Below are 13,786 nucleotides of genomic sequence, written 5' to 3' on the forward strand. Positions count from 1 at the left end.
GATATGTACATTAAAGGATTGATAAATGAACAAATCGTATAAATTGCTCGCCCTTAGTCTTGTTGCACTGTTTACTCATTGTGCTCAAGCAAGCGTCGATGACACTCAAGGCTGGAATTTAGGTGTTGGTGCTGCTATGTCGTATCATCAATACGGATCTGACATTGATGATACTCTTTATAACGCCCATGTGAGTGCTGGGTATAGATTCAACTCTTACTTAGGCATTGAGGCACGTATTGGCAAAGGTTTCACCGACATTGAGCTGCCTGCTTACGAGAGGATAGTAGAGCAGGGGCTGTTTTATTCTGGGTATTTGAAAGCGATGTACCCATTATCTTCGGGTTTCACTCCTTACCTCCTAGTTGGTGCGCAAAATAGCGAAATAGAGATTGATCCTGTTTCTACTTCTGATACTAGCTTGAGCTATGGAGTGGGTCTGAGTTATCGATTACAAGCAAAAACCGTTGCAGTAGACCTAGGGTTGGAAGCTTTGAATGCATTTCAACATGGTGACTTGGACTACGATGTGTGGGATTTTGGTGTGAAGATTGGTTATCAATTCTAATATGGGATTTGAGTAGCAGCAGTTTTCGCTGCTAACAATAAAGGGAGGCTAGCCTCCCTTTGTTTTATCTACCAAATGGAAAAAATCGGTTTACTCTTCCCAAACCACTACTTTATCTTTTGGCCAATTGACGCCAACATCGTGATATTTCTTCTCTAGTATATGGCGTTTAATTTTCAGTGTTGGAGTCAAGATACCGTTCTCTATGCTCCAAGGCTCTTTAATCATTAACACGCCTTTAATTTTTTCATGTGACTCAAGCTGTTCGTTCATTTTCTTCAATACTCTTTCTGCTGAGCGTTGATAACGTGCCTTATCAAAGTCAGGGAACTCGTGCGGTACAACTAATAGTATTGGAGCTGGCATCCCAAGCCCAACTAAGCAAAGCATTTCAACCCTTGCGTACTCGACCAGCTTCTTCTCAATAGGAACAGGTGCTACGAATTTGCCTTTGGCGGTTTTAAATGTGTCTTTTTTGCGTCCTTGAATGGTGAGATACCCGTCAGAGTCGATTGAACCAATATCACCAGTATGCAACCAACCCTCAGAATTAAAGCTTTCTTGAGTAGCTTCATCATTCTTGTAGTACCCTGCAAACAACCCTTGACTGCGAACCAAAATTTCTTGGTCTTCACTCGCTATTTTTAGTTCAATACCAGGACCAGCATTGCCGACGGAACCAATCTTGTCCGCGCGGAACGGGTAGTTGAGCGTGCTATAAGCAAATGTCTCCGTCATACCCCATGCTTCGGTAATATTGAGCCCAATGGAGTGGTACCATTCTAATAGCGCAGGAGACACTGGTGCAGACCCACAACCTAGCACTCGGCCTTGGTCTAGTCCCAGTCCATCAATGATTTTTTTACGCACAATATTATTGAGTAGAGGGATCTTCAATAAAATATTGAGACGAGATTGAGGCATTTTGTCTTGAATACGCTGTTGAAACAGTGTCCAAAGACGCGGCACTGAAATAAACAGCGTAGGGCGCTGCATTTTCACGTCTTCAATGAAGGTGTCTAGCGACTCAGGGAACGCCGTTTCAAGTCCGGCGGATATTGATGAACCGAATATGTAGACACGCTCAGTGATATGAGCAAGTGGCAGATAAGAGAACAAACGGTCATCTTGTCTAAGTCCAATATGGCTTGCTAGATTTGCACATGACCAATTGAACCCACCATAGGTAAGCATTGCGCCCTTGGGTACCCCTGATGTGCCGGAAGTATAAACGAGTGACATCAGCTTTTCATCGTAGTGCTGCACGCGATCAGTTAGAGGTTCAGTTGACTGAATGAGAGCTGTAAATTCGTGGTCGCACTGCGGTGCGGAGTCATATGGGAACGATATGGTGATCAGTCCATCAACTTTAGCCGCTGCTTCAGCCGTCGGGGCGCTGTCGTCCAGTTTACCCGCTATGAGTACCTTACTTTCACTGTGTTCAATACAGTAAGCGATAGTATCCGAGCCCGCGGTTGGAAAAATAGGCACACTAACAAAATCACCTAGCATTAATGCTAAGTCGGTAATAAACCATTCAGCACAGTTCTTAGAAACAAAGGCCACCTTATCGCCGGGGTTAACACCTAATTCACGCAAAGCATTAGCAAAACGAAGTGCCATGTCTGCTACTTGAGCAAAGGTATAAGTCGTAAACTTCCGATTGATGATCTGTTTTAGGTAAATGTCGTTCGGGCGCTCTTCAGCCCACTTAAGGATCAGTTCATTAGGTGGTGTATGAGTACATGGTCCGTTTATTTCTATGTTGGGCTTCACGTTATTGTCCATATTCCGGTCATCCTTCCAGCTTATAAGTCGCCGATTGTTATTGTTAATTTGTTGTTAAATTGTTGATCGCCTAGAGCAAATAGTCAATCTAAACACCTGTTAGAATGTCTGATATTTGAGCTTAGCTCTCGTAGTCCCAAAGAGGTAGCTAAATTTTTAGTGCTCATAATGGGTGATATAACCACTATGACTAAATATACCACCTAGAATGACAATGCTGCATAAAAACGCATTTCCTGTGTTAGATGTCATTAGTTTGTTAGAACTAATGGTTGTTTGTGTCAAATTTTTAACGCGTCATGGAAATGTTTACATAGTACCTATATTAAATTCATCTCATAATTGAGACGCTTTACATCAAGTTTACAGTATCTTGCATGTTGCAATACTTTGTAATTAAATTTACGCTTGCTATTGGTTTCTAATCTTAAAGTTTAAAACGAGACCAATTTTTTAACATCAAGGAGTGAATATAATGTTTTTGAAAACTATTACTAAAGCACAAGCTGTACTGCAACAGTTTAAGAATGACGAGCGCGGAGTAACTGCTATTGAATACGCGATTATAGCTGTGGCAATTGCTGCAATTGTTGCGACTGTATTTGGCAGTAATGATGGTTTAACTGGTGCATTAGACGCCGCCATGGATAATATCGTTGATCAAGTAACTCCAACGGTTTCTGGCGGTTAATAGAAAGTGTAATGAATTGGGCAGCAATAGCATTAGTCGCAGTTATATTGATGTCCATCGGTATTGGGGATTGGCGATGTAGAAAAATCCCCAATAAATCTATTCTCTATTTGGCTATCACACTTTGCAGCCTATTGTTCTTTTTCGACTTATCAGTGCAAGTTTTTTCGGCCGGGATGTGCTTCTTGATCGGCTTTGCCCTTTGGATGATGAAGTTTGTGGGTGCAGGTGATATTAAGCTTGTAACTGCGCTAAGCATAATAATTGAACCGAAGCTTTTGTCTTCGCTTTTAGTTGTATTCGCGGCAGCGATTGTATTCACTTTACTCATGATGTGGTTAAGTGACCGTTTTAGAAAGACGAATCAACTATCTAGTGGGGTTCCGATGGCAGTGCCTATCAGCATTGCCGGATTCTTTGGAATAGTTGGTACAATGTACTAGGAGTTTATGGATGAATTCCAGAATTATAATCCCAGTAGGATTGATCGCGGTTGGTGCGGGGCTTTATGGGTTTTCTCAAGACTACCTTAAAAGCCAAAAAGTAGCGGTAGCTTCTGAACCGACGGTTCAAGTAGAGCAACCTATAACCATGACCATGGTCTGGCAAGCAAAGTCAACCATAGAGGCTAGGCAAGGGCTTACTTCTACTATGTTCGAGTTGGTATCTGTCCCAGAACAGCAAGCCATTGACAAAGGTATTGATCCATCTGAGCCTATAAATATCGAAGATACTTGGATTGCCACAAAACAAATCAACGCTGAGCAGTGGTTGTCTACAAATTACTATGTCACCCCAGAAGCAGACAGTTATATAGACTACGCTATTTCTCAGAACCATGTACCGTTTCCAATGGTTGTGAAAGGCAGCGCGGTGATAGGTGGCTCTGTGAAAGCCGGAGCCGAAGTAGACATCATAGCCATCACAGAGCAAAACGAAAGTGAAGGGGCTTATCGTGTTAGCTCAGTGGATATTCAACCTATTATGGCCGCTATCAAAGTACTAAAAGTCGAGTCAAACGACGGAGTATTTAGCACTAACGACGATGTGACCGTGGTGCTTGAGCTATCTCGTAAAGAACTAGCCACACTCACTATAGCTAAGCAAATAGCTAAGCTGGAACTACACAAGTCAGCTGGTATCGAGCAAGCGGTTCTGCTGCAAGCCAACTCAGGTGATGTATTGCCCCAATTTAAAGCCATTGCCGAGTATCGCGGTAATTCGCTAGTTGTTCGATAACAGGGATTAGAGCCTAAGCATGTACATGGAATGGTATAAAAAGTTTTTGTATGCACTGATCGCGATGGTGTGCAGTTTTAGCGCTTACGCGTCTAGCATTGTCAATATTGGGGTCGGAGACGCACACCACCTCACCACTCAACGAAATATAGGTTCTGTGTTTGTTTCGAACCCTTCGATTGCCGACTATCACATCATCCAAAACGATAAGATTATTTTTTATGGGAAATCGGTAGGTACGACAACATTGCTGGTATTCGATGAAAATGGCGATACTTTATTGAGCAACAAATTGGTGGTGAATAAAAGTCTTGTTCACATTCAACAACAGCTGAAAATTCAATATCCAGACAGCGAAATCAATGTAAGCAACCTAGGTGATCAAGTAGTGTTGGCAGGTAATGTCGCAACAGAACAGATCAAAGAAGAAATCCACTTGATGGTTGGTGAGCTACTTGGTAAAGAGGCTGAGCTGGTCAGTGCGGGAATGTTGCGTTCATACCGTTTTCCAGGGGTGGTGAATAACATCAAAGTCATTACCACAAAGCAGGTTAATGTAAAGCTGACTGTCGCAGAAGTGTCGCACACCTTTATGGAAGATTTTGGTGTTCAAGTAGGCGGGGTAGATCCTGGTGTATTTGTTAATCAGTTGTTTGAGTTCAGTGCTGACGATATATCTACCATAATCACTGCCATTAATAATGAAAATGTAGCTCAAATTCTAGCTGAGCCAAATATGAGCGTGATCTCTGGTCAATCTGCAAGCTTTCTTGCGGGTGGTGAGATTCCTGTTGTTACTGTAGTTGATGGTGGCTCAAACGTTATTTATAAAGAGTATGGTGTCAGGTTACAAATGTCGGCACAAGTGCTCCGAGACGACAAAATTCTCCTATCGTTAGAGCCAGAAGTTAGTTCTATCGATAATCAGTTTGAAAGTGGCGCGTACAGTCTACCTTCATTAGCTTCACGAAAAGCAAGCACGACGGTAGAGCTTGGTGATGGCCAAAGCTTTGTACTAGGTGGCCTGCTTAACTCACAAGACAAAGAAAGTCTCCAGAAAATCCCTTACATTGGTGATATTCCCATCTTAGGTGCGATGTTTAGAAATACTTCTACAGAGCGCGTAAAAACGGAACTCGTGATTGTTGCCACTGTCAACTTAGTCGGGCCAGTTGAGGCGAATACCATACAATTACCTTCAATAAAGAAAACCAGCAATTTGGCGAGATTTTTTGCTATTGAGAGTGATTACCCACTAGCGATTCGTCGTTGGAGTGACCAAGTACTGGATAACGGAGGCTTCAAGCGATGAGACAAAATTTATTAGTGACACTCTGGAGTTTGCTACTGATATCTGGGTGTGCAGAAACTTTGGTAGAAAGGCAGTCAGTTGCGATTGATATCGTACCTTTGACGCATACGTTTTCGGTTGAGCTTAAAGACCAAAGACAAGCATTAAACGAAGTGGAAGAATACATAGAAAGCAACTGGGAGGTGCTGGCTGATGCTGAAGTCGAACTGGTCGTTTTCTCGGAAAAAGGACAAGTTGTTTCTAAACATGTACGACAACTGTTAAAGCAGCGCGGTAAAGATCCAGAGCAACTATCTGAAACATCTAAATCTGAATCTGATCAATTTGATTTTCAGATGGTGAGCGTTTACTACAAAACTTTCACCCCCGTCTGCCGATACTATCAATTAGGCTACTTTGGTGAGACAGACACCGGATGTTATTCAGAGAATGCCCGTTGGAAAGCCATGACCAACCCACAAAAGATGGTGAAGTAGAAGGAGTTCGATATGCTTGATCTAGCAACCATATTAAAGCAAGACAGTGGGAAGTCGAGTGGGGTTAAAGCTCAGCAAGAAGTAGTCTGTTTTTATCAAACTGCAGAGTGTAAATCTTTAGTTACCGAAGCCAGTAACTTTGAGGGCATTGTCCCGCCACAATTTCTAGAGCTAAAAAAAGACACACTAAAACAACTGACAAATAATGAGCAAGTAGAAATCGTAATACTCGAACTCAATGAGTCAGAAGATGTGTCGAAAGAAGCAGAAAAATTTAGCCACTATTTACCTAACCAAGCCTCGGTAGTGGTTATTGGTAAAGAAGACTCAATTTCAACTATACGCAACTTGAAAAGCTTGGGTTTTTACTATCTTTTTTGGCCAGTAAATAAACAAGAGTACATCGACTTTTTTGCCTCGGTAAAAGAAAACCGTGAGCGTTCTGCGGGCATCAGTAAGTCACGTAAAGCGAAGCAGATTTCATTTATTGGTTGTAAAGGTGGTGTCGGTACTACGCTACTGTGTGCAGAGACTGCTAGTTACTTTGCGAACAAGAAAAACATGTCTAGTGTGGTGGTCGATAATGCCTATCAAGGTGGCAACCTAGACATTATGTTGGGTTATGAAAAGTTTGAGAAGCGAGATGTAAGACCCGGTTCCATGGCAGTAAACTTGGATGAAACATCCGCTCAAGCTTTGCTAAAAAAGCAAACGCCAATGTTGTCAGTACTGTCCCTCACCTCCAGTGACTTGGAAAACACTGATCTTAAGGATTACACCAAAACCGTTGCAGGCTATGTGTCTCAAAGCTATAACTTCGTATTTGAGGATGTCTCAGCTAACGCGTCAATGATCTATTCTAAGAGAGATTTAATCGATATCTCTGACTGTATTGTGTTGGTATTTACGCCTACGGTTTCTGCGCTTCGCGATGCCGCTAAAATCAAGAAAAGCCTTTCAAGCACTATTGGAGAAGAGTCGCCACTTCGAATTATCACGGTTCTAAATTATACCCAGCCTGAAGCTAACGCTTCGATCAACCACGAAGACGTTGAAAAATACCTCGATTGCCAGGTGGATGTTGTGATCCCATTTGTAAAGAAGCTCGATCAACAGGTTCTAACCGGAAAAGGGATTGTGGCACAACGAAACAAAGCCAGTAAAGCTATTGAGCAACTCAGCGCACTCATACTGGGTGAGCAGAAAAAACGCAAATTATTTTCGTTTGGATAAGGTAGATAGCCATGGATGGAGCGAAGGAAATCTACCGCAGTGTTCGAGAAAAAATCTTCGCTGCGATTGAACCAGAAGCCATAAACCGCTTGAGTGCTGATGAGCTGTCGACTCAACTAAATGACGCCATCCAAGTGATTGCCGAGCAAGAGCAGCTTGCGCTTCCCAATGTGATTAAGCTTGATTTCGTTAAGAATTTGGTGGACGAACTGCACGGTTTAGGACCATTACAAGCACTAATGGATGATGAGTCGATCTCTGACATCATGATTAATGGTAGCGAGCAAGTCTACATTGAACGAAACGGAAAGGTCGAAATAGCTGAAGTAAACTTCGTAGATGAGAAACAGTTGGTTGATATCGCAAAACGTATGGCCTCTAGGGTGGGGCGCCGCGTCGATGAGTCGTCTCCATTGTGTGATGCTCGTCTTGCCGATGGAAGCCGTGTAAACATAGTTATACCGCCTATAGCAATTGACGGCACATCCATATCTATTCGTAAGTTTAAAAAGCAAAGTATTGGTTTAGAGCAGTTACTGAGCTTTGGCGCAATGAGCCAAGAGATGGCTCATTTGCTGGCTATTGCTTCTCGTTGTCGCCTCAACATTTTAATTTCTGGTGGTACTGGTTCGGGTAAAACTACCATGCTAAACGCGTTATCCCAACATATCTCAAATGGCGAACGTATCGTTACCATTGAAGATGCGGCTGAGCTGAAAATGCAGCAGCCACATGTTGTTCGACTTGAAACACGTAAGGCCGGCATCGAAAACACTGGTGAGATTCATCAGCGAGATTTGGTTATTAACGCTCTTCGTATGCGTCCAGATCGCATCATCATCGGCGAGTGTCGTGGTAGCGAAGCCTTTGAGATGCTACAGGCAATGAATACTGGTCACGATGGTTCAATGTCTACACTCCACGCCAACACCCCCCGTGATGCGTTAGCCCGTGTTGAGTCAATGGTGATGATGGCCACGAGTAACCTTCCGCTTGAAGCTATTCGCCGTACCATTGTGAGCGCCGTGGACATCATTGTACAGATCAGCCGTCTGCATGATGGAAGTCGTAAGGTTATGAGCATTACAGAGGTAGTGGGCCTGGAAGGGAGCAATGTGGTAATGGAGGAGATATTCCGTTTTGAACCGCGCACTTCAGATGATCCGCAAAAAGTGAATGGAGAGTTCCTAACTGCCGGATTGATGCAACGGTCTGCGCTCGTAGAGAAAGCAAAGTTTTTTGGATTAGAGAAGCAGCTTGAGTCGCTGTTCTATAGGGGGTAGCGATGGAATATTTACTCCTTATGGTTGTCGGTGTTGTGGTGCTCATTTATCATTGGATACAACAGCGTCGTGGGGCGAAACATAAATATCTTGGGGACGTGGTTAAAGCGCGGCGCGTTAGTTCTATGACCGCTACCGCCGATCAAGCCGTAGATATTAGAGCGTTAACTGAAAAGTCACGCTGGCAGAAGCTTCGTGATCGCATTGACAATGTTGGTAAGCAACTTGGCAGCATGGCATTAATAAAGGTCATCGTTGCCATTGTGTTATTGGCTATTGCGGGGAATTTTATTAATCAGAGCTTCCTGCGCCTGTCTCCACTTCTCGCTATTTTAGTTACAGAAATTCTTGGGCTAGGCTACGGTCTGTTGTGGCTGCAAAAACGCGAAGAGAAACACTTTGAAGAGACCTTTCCCGACGCATTAAACATGCTTGCCAGTGCAGTATCTGCAGGTGAAAGTATTATGCATGCCATCGGCTATGTGGGCACTCACTTAGAAGGCGATGTGGGAAAAGAGTTTAATGTAATGTACGAACGTTTGCGCATCGGTGAAACCCCGGATGAGGTTTTTCGAAAAGCCTGTGATCGATTTCCCTATCCCTCATTCCAATTTTTTGTCATTACACTACGTGCAAACATCAGTCGTGGTGGTCAACTCAAAGACGTTATTAATCGTATTAACCGGGTTATGTTCGATGCTAGAGCTATGGAGAAGAAAAAAATTGCTCTTACCTCGGAAGCGCGTATGTCAGCTAAAATCGTTGGATCGATTCCATTTATCTTCCTTATTTTTATGCAGTATATGAGCCCAGAGAATTATGAATATGTCATGTTTAATGAAGCTGGCAGACCGATTCTCTACTATATGCTGATAAGTGAGTTCATCGGTATGGCAATCATATGGAAATTAATGCGAGGCGCGACATGATTGAGCGCTTAATTAGCTATGTTGCATCTATAAACCCGTTCAATCTAGCGATTTTGATAGGGGCGTGGCTTGTTATTGTGGGTGTCATTTCGTTTGTATACAGCTCCTACGTAGAACTTTCTCGAAAAAGAACCATGGCGAGATATGGTTTGCAGTCAAAAGAAAAAGCGAGTAAAGCCGAAAAAGGTTTTGGTTTAATTGAAAGTTTAAATGACTTTTTGAGTCGCTTTTTGTCTACATCAGATAGTGAAATTCAAGAAAAATTTGCCGCTGCAGGAATATATAATGAGCGCCTAAGTAAGTTATTCATCCCCTTAAAATATACTGTTCTTGCGGTAATTGTAGCAGGAGTCGTATTTTCGGTGAAAAGACTCGGATTGGATGCTCAGCAAGGCCTCATTATAGGGCTTCTATTAGGTATTACTGTATTACTTGGGCCAGACATGTACGTCGATGTGAAAGCGAAAGCAATGCGTAAAAAACTGTCCGATAAGCTGCCTTATCTAATCGATATGATGGCCATCTGTGTTCAAACCGGCATGACAATCGAAGCATCTATTGCATATCTTGCTCAAGAAATGCAGGGCTTTGATCCAGACATCGCACGTGTACTTCAAAAGACCTCCGATAAAGCTCGAGTCGTAGGGTTGGAAAAGGCGCTGGATGATCTCTACGCTCGAATACCAACACCAGAGTTTCGTAGTTTTGTGATGACCTTGAATCAAAGTTTGCAATATGGTTCATCCATATCCAATGTACTGACTAATTTATCAATGGATATCCGTGAAGTGCAAATGCTCACTATTGAAGAGCGGATAGGTGCACTATCAGCGAAAATGTCCATTCCTTTGATTCTATTCATTATGATCCCAATTGTTATATTGATTACCGCACCAGGTATTATGAGGTTGATGGAAGATGCTCCGCTCTAAATTTCTATTATCAATTACCGCCGTATTGTCACTAATGGGCTGTACCAGTTCACTAGAGCAGCCTGATACAACTAAGCAATTGACTTATGATAGACAAGAACAGGTATACGTAAATACAAATGATTACGCTAAGTTGGTTACCCTTTATAAAGAGCGCTTAGCAGAAAGTGACGAGTTAGAAACGCGCCTTAAATTGGTTAAAGTTTATATCGATATGAACGATATCGAATCAGCGGAATTTAATTTAAACCTAATAGGTACGTCCAATAGTCTACAGTCACAGATCGATTATTTATTCGCTCTAGTGAACTATGAAAAGCAATACATGGGTGCAGCTGCAATATATGCAAAGAAATCGGTAGAAGGCAGTAATGGTTTTGAGGCGGCTGAGAATTTGTTGGGTTTAATATATGCCACTCTTGGTGATTATGAACAAGCCCGACATTATTTCTATTTAGCACGTCAGCATTTAGCTGATGATGTGAAAATAAAGAACAATCTCGCTATGGTAGATATGTTGGAAGGTAATTACCATCAGGCGGCTTATCGCTTGGAGCCCTTGATAACCAATGGTGTTCAAGATGAGCAGGTGATTGCTAATTTAGCGTTAGCTTACGCAAAAATTGGTAATTTCAATTCATTTTCAGCTCTTTACTTTGATTCTGGTGCGACAATGAGTGAGCTCCGTAGTGCTTTTGGCGCGCTAAGTGAGGTTACAACGGCTAATCAATTGCAATCTAGATCTGAGGTATTAGACACTTCTCTGGAGTCTGAACAACCACCGATTCAATTGGAGACTTTGTAATGTTTAAGCGTCTTCAGCAACGCGGAGTGGTTACCATTGAGTTTATTCTAGGTTTCATTGTATTTTGGATGGTTATTGTTGCTTGGTTAGAAATTGCGTTTATTTCTTATGTAACGGCGGTAAACGATCTCGCTATTAATGAGGCAGCGAGAGTTGCTAAAAAAGACAGCAGTGCATACATGGTTTCCTATAAATCGGTATTGGATCAAACAGACAGTTTGTGGAGCAAATTTATTGATCCTGAAAACGTCATCTATACCGTGAACTATGTTAAGGACATTACAGAGCTCTCTAAAGCTGAGCAGTGTTTACCTGAAGAAGATGATGTAGATTCAGATGGCAATCTATTGAAGTTCAAATCCTGTGGTTCTGAAACAGGAAGTGCGATAGCAATATATTATATGAGTTATCAGTTTGAAGGCTTATTTACTCACTTTTTTGACAACAGAATGGCACCAGCTCGTGAAATAATTGTGGTGCAGGAGTATCAGCGTGACAAATTCAATCTCTAGGCAAAAGGGTGTATTCATAGTCGAGTTTACGTTGATGCTGTTTAGTTTGGTGATCTTCATCCTGTTTACTATGGATGTCATGTTTAAGGTTTCAACAAAAGGTAAGTTAGATAGAATCGCATTTTCGGCGGTGTCGATCGCAAAAGAGCGCACCCAATTGTACGACTCCAGAAATACCTTCAGTGATGATGACGCAAAAATGATCTATCAGATTACTAGCGGGTCATTGGCTCGTACGATGGGTGATTTTGATGCAACTAAGTATGGTATTCAAATTGAGGCTCAAAATTACACTGATGAAGGTGTTCCCCTAACTGTAGATGTTTTTTCGGAGGGATCACTGGATTGTAGTAATGGTGAAACTCTCTCAGATTTGGAGCCACAACTTAGAGTCACAACAAGTTGGGGACGAAACGCCAATTTGTATCGTGTTGTGACTTGTTACGATACAGAGAATTATGTGGCTGGGGTTTTGGGAAATGGATTTACCCAGGTGGGCTCATCGGCTGTCATGGTAGGTCGATAAACTTAGCCCTCATGAAAAAGGAGTTTCACTATGCGGCAGTTTAGAGTTTTAAGCAAAGGATTGGCTAAGCGGCAACGCGGTGTAGCTGCCCTGTTTTACGTATTGCTCGTACCTCCATTGTTTGGACTTTATAGCCTTGGTACTGATGGCGCAATTATGATTCAAGAAAAAGCGCGCATGAATGACGCTCTTGAAGCAGCGAGCCTGGCAGTAACAGCCCAAAATGATTCAAATCAGAAGCCCGATGGTTGGGACGAAAATGTAGAGTTCATGGGCAGTGACTCTAGCCTTGCACTTGCACGTACTTACATTGAGCAGTATATGCATACAGCGACAGATGTTGATTATCTGAAGGTAGAAAAACTGGAGTGCGAAGATATTGCTGCTTGTCGCGCTGGATTGGTAGAGGGTGAGCAGCGTTATTATCAATATCATGTTACTGCTACAACAACTCACAACTCTCTTTATCCTCATATAACTTCAGAGCTCAGCGCAGAATATAACGTAGGCTCTACAGGAGTTGGTGAGAAGTATCAAGGGCTTCCAATTGACGTAGTGATAGTGGCTGATTATTCAGGTTCTATGGATGAGTATTGGAACGGTGAAAAAAAGTATGAAAGTGTTGTTGGGGTTATTGAAGATGTAACAGATCAGCTCGAAAAGGCAAACGACAACAGTGATGCGCAGGAAAGCAAGATAGCAATTACCTCTTTTAATAGCTTTGTAAACACGGCCTCAAGTAGTGACAGCGATTGCTTTATGGAAATGTTGTACCTCGATTATGTGGTTAATGAAGATGGGGAAGTGACTGATCGCAGTGTGAACTATTCTGAAACCGTGAAAAAGTCTAACTTACTTAGAGGGGACAGAACCAACAATCGGTCCCATATTCCTTCTTACGATAAAGTCGACGGTACAGAATGTTTGAATGTGGAACTTCTTAGTGGAGATGACTCATATTATGCTGGATTTGAAGACGCTACTTTTTACGACATCAAGTTGACTAAAAATTTCTCCTCTTTCAACACTAAAGTCAAAACGTTTAGGCCACACTGGGCGACAGCGTCTCATCAAGGCTTGATTCGCGCGGGTCAAATCGCTCAACGTGGTAATAATCCGCGTAAGTTTATAATTGTACTTTCTGATGGCCAAGACAATTATTGGCATCCATATCTGGGAAGCAGCGAGGGAGACTTTACAAGCATTTCGAATACCCTTTATGGTCCTCTTTACAATATGTGTGACAACATTGAAGCCTATCTCAATGAGAAGTCTGTTGATGTGGACCTAGGTGGAGTAGAAAATATAACCATGCAGGTCGAATCAGAAATCTATGTTATTGGTTTTGATTACGATTTAGAAAACAACGATGGCCTAAACGCCTGTGCAGGCAAAGATAATGTCTACTTAGCCTCAAACAAAGACGAAATTCTATCCAAGATTTTGCAGCTAATCAGCGAAGAAATTGGACACCTTAGATAAAGGATTTAAC

15 protein-coding genes are annotated in these 13,786 nt (G+C 42.3%); 14 read left to right on the forward strand and 1 reads right to left on the reverse strand.

The genetic code is table 11. From position 1 onward, the window contains the following. The first annotated feature begins 25 nt into the window (after positions 1–25). Complete coding sequence (locus JQC93_RS18515; protein ID WP_205159829.1) at positions 26–568, forward strand: porin family protein; 543 nt, start codon at positions 26–28, stop codon at positions 566–568. Between the two features lie 90 nt (positions 569–658). Here the strand turns inward: JQC93_RS18515 and JQC93_RS18520 are convergent, their stop codons facing one another. Beyond that, positions 659–2,356: an AMP-binding protein gene (locus tag JQC93_RS18520; protein ID WP_205159830.1), complete on the reverse strand. Its 1,698-nt coding sequence runs from the start codon at positions 2,354–2,356 to the stop codon at positions 659–661. A 475-nt stretch (positions 2,357–2,831) separates the two neighbouring features. On the opposite strand from JQC93_RS18520, the gene JQC93_RS18525 reads away from it, so the two are divergent. The 13 genes from JQC93_RS18525 to JQC93_RS18585 are packed head-to-tail and all read left to right on the forward strand — an operon-like array spanning position 2,832 to position 13,776. Further along, the gene (locus tag JQC93_RS18525; RefSeq protein WP_205159831.1) at positions 2,832–3,047 is read left to right on the forward strand and encodes a Flp family type IVb pilin; all 216 of its coding nucleotides are present in this window, start codon (positions 2,832–2,834) and stop codon (positions 3,045–3,047) included. An 11-nt stretch (positions 3,048–3,058) separates the two neighbouring features. Further along, positions 3,059–3,490, forward strand: coding sequence for a prepilin peptidase (locus JQC93_RS18530; RefSeq protein WP_205159832.1), 432 nt, complete (start codon positions 3,059–3,061; stop codon positions 3,488–3,490). Positions 3,491–3,500: 10 nt separating this feature from the next. Then, a complete protein-coding gene (gene cpaB / locus JQC93_RS18535; protein ID WP_205159833.1) occupies positions 3,501–4,286 on the forward strand; it encodes a Flp pilus assembly protein CpaB in 786 nt (261 codons plus the stop codon). A gap of 25 nt (positions 4,287–4,311) precedes the next feature. After that, on the forward strand, positions 4,312–5,598 hold the full coding sequence (locus JQC93_RS18540; protein WP_408068618.1) for a type II and III secretion system protein family protein: 1,287 nt from the start codon (positions 4,312–4,314) through the stop codon (positions 5,596–5,598). Then, positions 5,595–6,074, forward strand: coding sequence for a hypothetical protein (locus JQC93_RS18545; RefSeq protein ID WP_205159835.1), 480 nt, complete (start codon positions 5,595–5,597; stop codon positions 6,072–6,074). Before JQC93_RS18540 ends, JQC93_RS18545 begins: the two co-directional genes overlap by 4 nt. A gap of 12 nt (positions 6,075–6,086) precedes the next feature. Next, on the forward strand, positions 6,087–7,307 hold the full coding sequence (locus JQC93_RS18550) for an AAA family ATPase (protein ID WP_205159836.1): 1,221 nt from the start codon (positions 6,087–6,089) through the stop codon (positions 7,305–7,307). A gap of 11 nt (positions 7,308–7,318) precedes the next feature. Further along, entirely contained in the window at positions 7,319–8,590 is a 1,272-nt protein-coding gene (locus tag JQC93_RS18555) for a CpaF family protein (protein ID WP_205159837.1), read from the forward strand. 2 nt (positions 8,591–8,592) lie between these two features. After that, on the forward strand, positions 8,593–9,519 hold the full coding sequence (locus JQC93_RS18560) for a type II secretion system F family protein (protein WP_205159838.1): 927 nt from the start codon (positions 8,593–8,595) through the stop codon (positions 9,517–9,519). After that, positions 9,492–10,451, forward strand: a complete 960-nt coding sequence (locus tag JQC93_RS18565; protein WP_236009665.1) for a type II secretion system F family protein — start codon at positions 9,492–9,494, stop codon at positions 10,449–10,451. The genes JQC93_RS18560 and JQC93_RS18565 overlap by 28 nt, the downstream gene beginning before the upstream one ends. Next, complete coding sequence (locus tag JQC93_RS18570) at positions 10,438–11,256, forward strand: tetratricopeptide repeat protein (protein WP_205159839.1); 819 nt, start codon at positions 10,438–10,440, stop codon at positions 11,254–11,256. Before JQC93_RS18565 ends, JQC93_RS18570 begins: the two co-directional genes overlap by 14 nt. Beyond that, positions 11,256–11,768 carry a TadE/TadG family type IV pilus assembly protein gene (locus JQC93_RS18575; protein WP_205159840.1) on the forward strand — a complete coding sequence of 171 codons (513 nt, stop codon included), beginning with the start codon at positions 11,256–11,258 and terminating at the stop codon, positions 11,766–11,768. Before JQC93_RS18570 ends, JQC93_RS18575 begins: the two co-directional genes overlap by 1 nt. Next, positions 11,749–12,294 carry a tight adherence pilus pseudopilin TadF gene (tadF, locus tag JQC93_RS18580; RefSeq protein ID WP_205159841.1) on the forward strand — a complete coding sequence of 182 codons (546 nt, stop codon included), beginning with the start codon at positions 11,749–11,751 and terminating at the stop codon, positions 12,292–12,294. The genes JQC93_RS18575 and tadF overlap by 20 nt, the downstream gene beginning before the upstream one ends. 30 nt (positions 12,295–12,324) lie before the next feature. Next, positions 12,325–13,776, forward strand: a complete 1,452-nt coding sequence (locus tag JQC93_RS18585; RefSeq protein ID WP_205159842.1) for a TadE/TadG family type IV pilus assembly protein — start codon at positions 12,325–12,327, stop codon at positions 13,774–13,776. Positions 13,777–13,786 lie beyond the last annotated feature (10 nt).

This window comes from Vibrio ulleungensis (genome assembly GCF_016900875.1).
Lineage (GTDB): Bacteria > Pseudomonadota > Gammaproteobacteria > Enterobacterales > Vibrionaceae > Vibrio > Vibrio ulleungensis.

Coding starts and splice junctions, on each gene's coding strand:
- JQC93_RS18560 (WP_205159838.1), top strand. CDS start 8,593: ATGGAATATTTACTCCTTATGGTTGTCGGTGTTGTGGTGCTCATTTAT.
- JQC93_RS18545 (WP_205159835.1), top strand. CDS start 5,595: ATGAGACAAAATTTATTAGTGACACTCTGGAGTTTGCTACTGATATCT.
- JQC93_RS18550 (WP_205159836.1), top strand. CDS start 6,087: ATGCTTGATCTAGCAACCATATTAAAGCAAGACAGTGGGAAGTCGAGT.
- cpaB (WP_205159833.1), top strand. CDS start 3,501: ATGAATTCCAGAATTATAATCCCAGTAGGATTGATCGCGGTTGGTGCG.
- JQC93_RS18520 (WP_205159830.1), bottom strand. CDS start 2,356: ATGGACAATAACGTGAAGCCCAACATAGAAATAAACGGACCATGTACT.
- JQC93_RS18530 (WP_205159832.1), top strand. CDS start 3,059: ATGAATTGGGCAGCAATAGCATTAGTCGCAGTTATATTGATGTCCATC.
- JQC93_RS18565 (WP_236009665.1), top strand. CDS start 9,492: ATGGAAATTAATGCGAGGCGCGACATGATTGAGCGCTTAATTAGCTAT.
- JQC93_RS18540 (WP_408068618.1), top strand. CDS start 4,312: ATGGAATGGTATAAAAAGTTTTTGTATGCACTGATCGCGATGGTGTGC.
- JQC93_RS18575 (WP_205159840.1), top strand. CDS start 11,256: ATGTTTAAGCGTCTTCAGCAACGCGGAGTGGTTACCATTGAGTTTATT.
- JQC93_RS18515 (WP_205159829.1), top strand. CDS start 26: ATGAACAAATCGTATAAATTGCTCGCCCTTAGTCTTGTTGCACTGTTT.
- JQC93_RS18570 (WP_205159839.1), top strand. CDS start 10,438: ATGCTCCGCTCTAAATTTCTATTATCAATTACCGCCGTATTGTCACTA.
- JQC93_RS18555 (WP_205159837.1), top strand. CDS start 7,319: ATGGATGGAGCGAAGGAAATCTACCGCAGTGTTCGAGAAAAAATCTTC.
- JQC93_RS18525 (WP_205159831.1), top strand. CDS start 2,832: ATGTTTTTGAAAACTATTACTAAAGCACAAGCTGTACTGCAACAGTTT.
- JQC93_RS18585 (WP_205159842.1), top strand. CDS start 12,325: ATGCGGCAGTTTAGAGTTTTAAGCAAAGGATTGGCTAAGCGGCAACGC.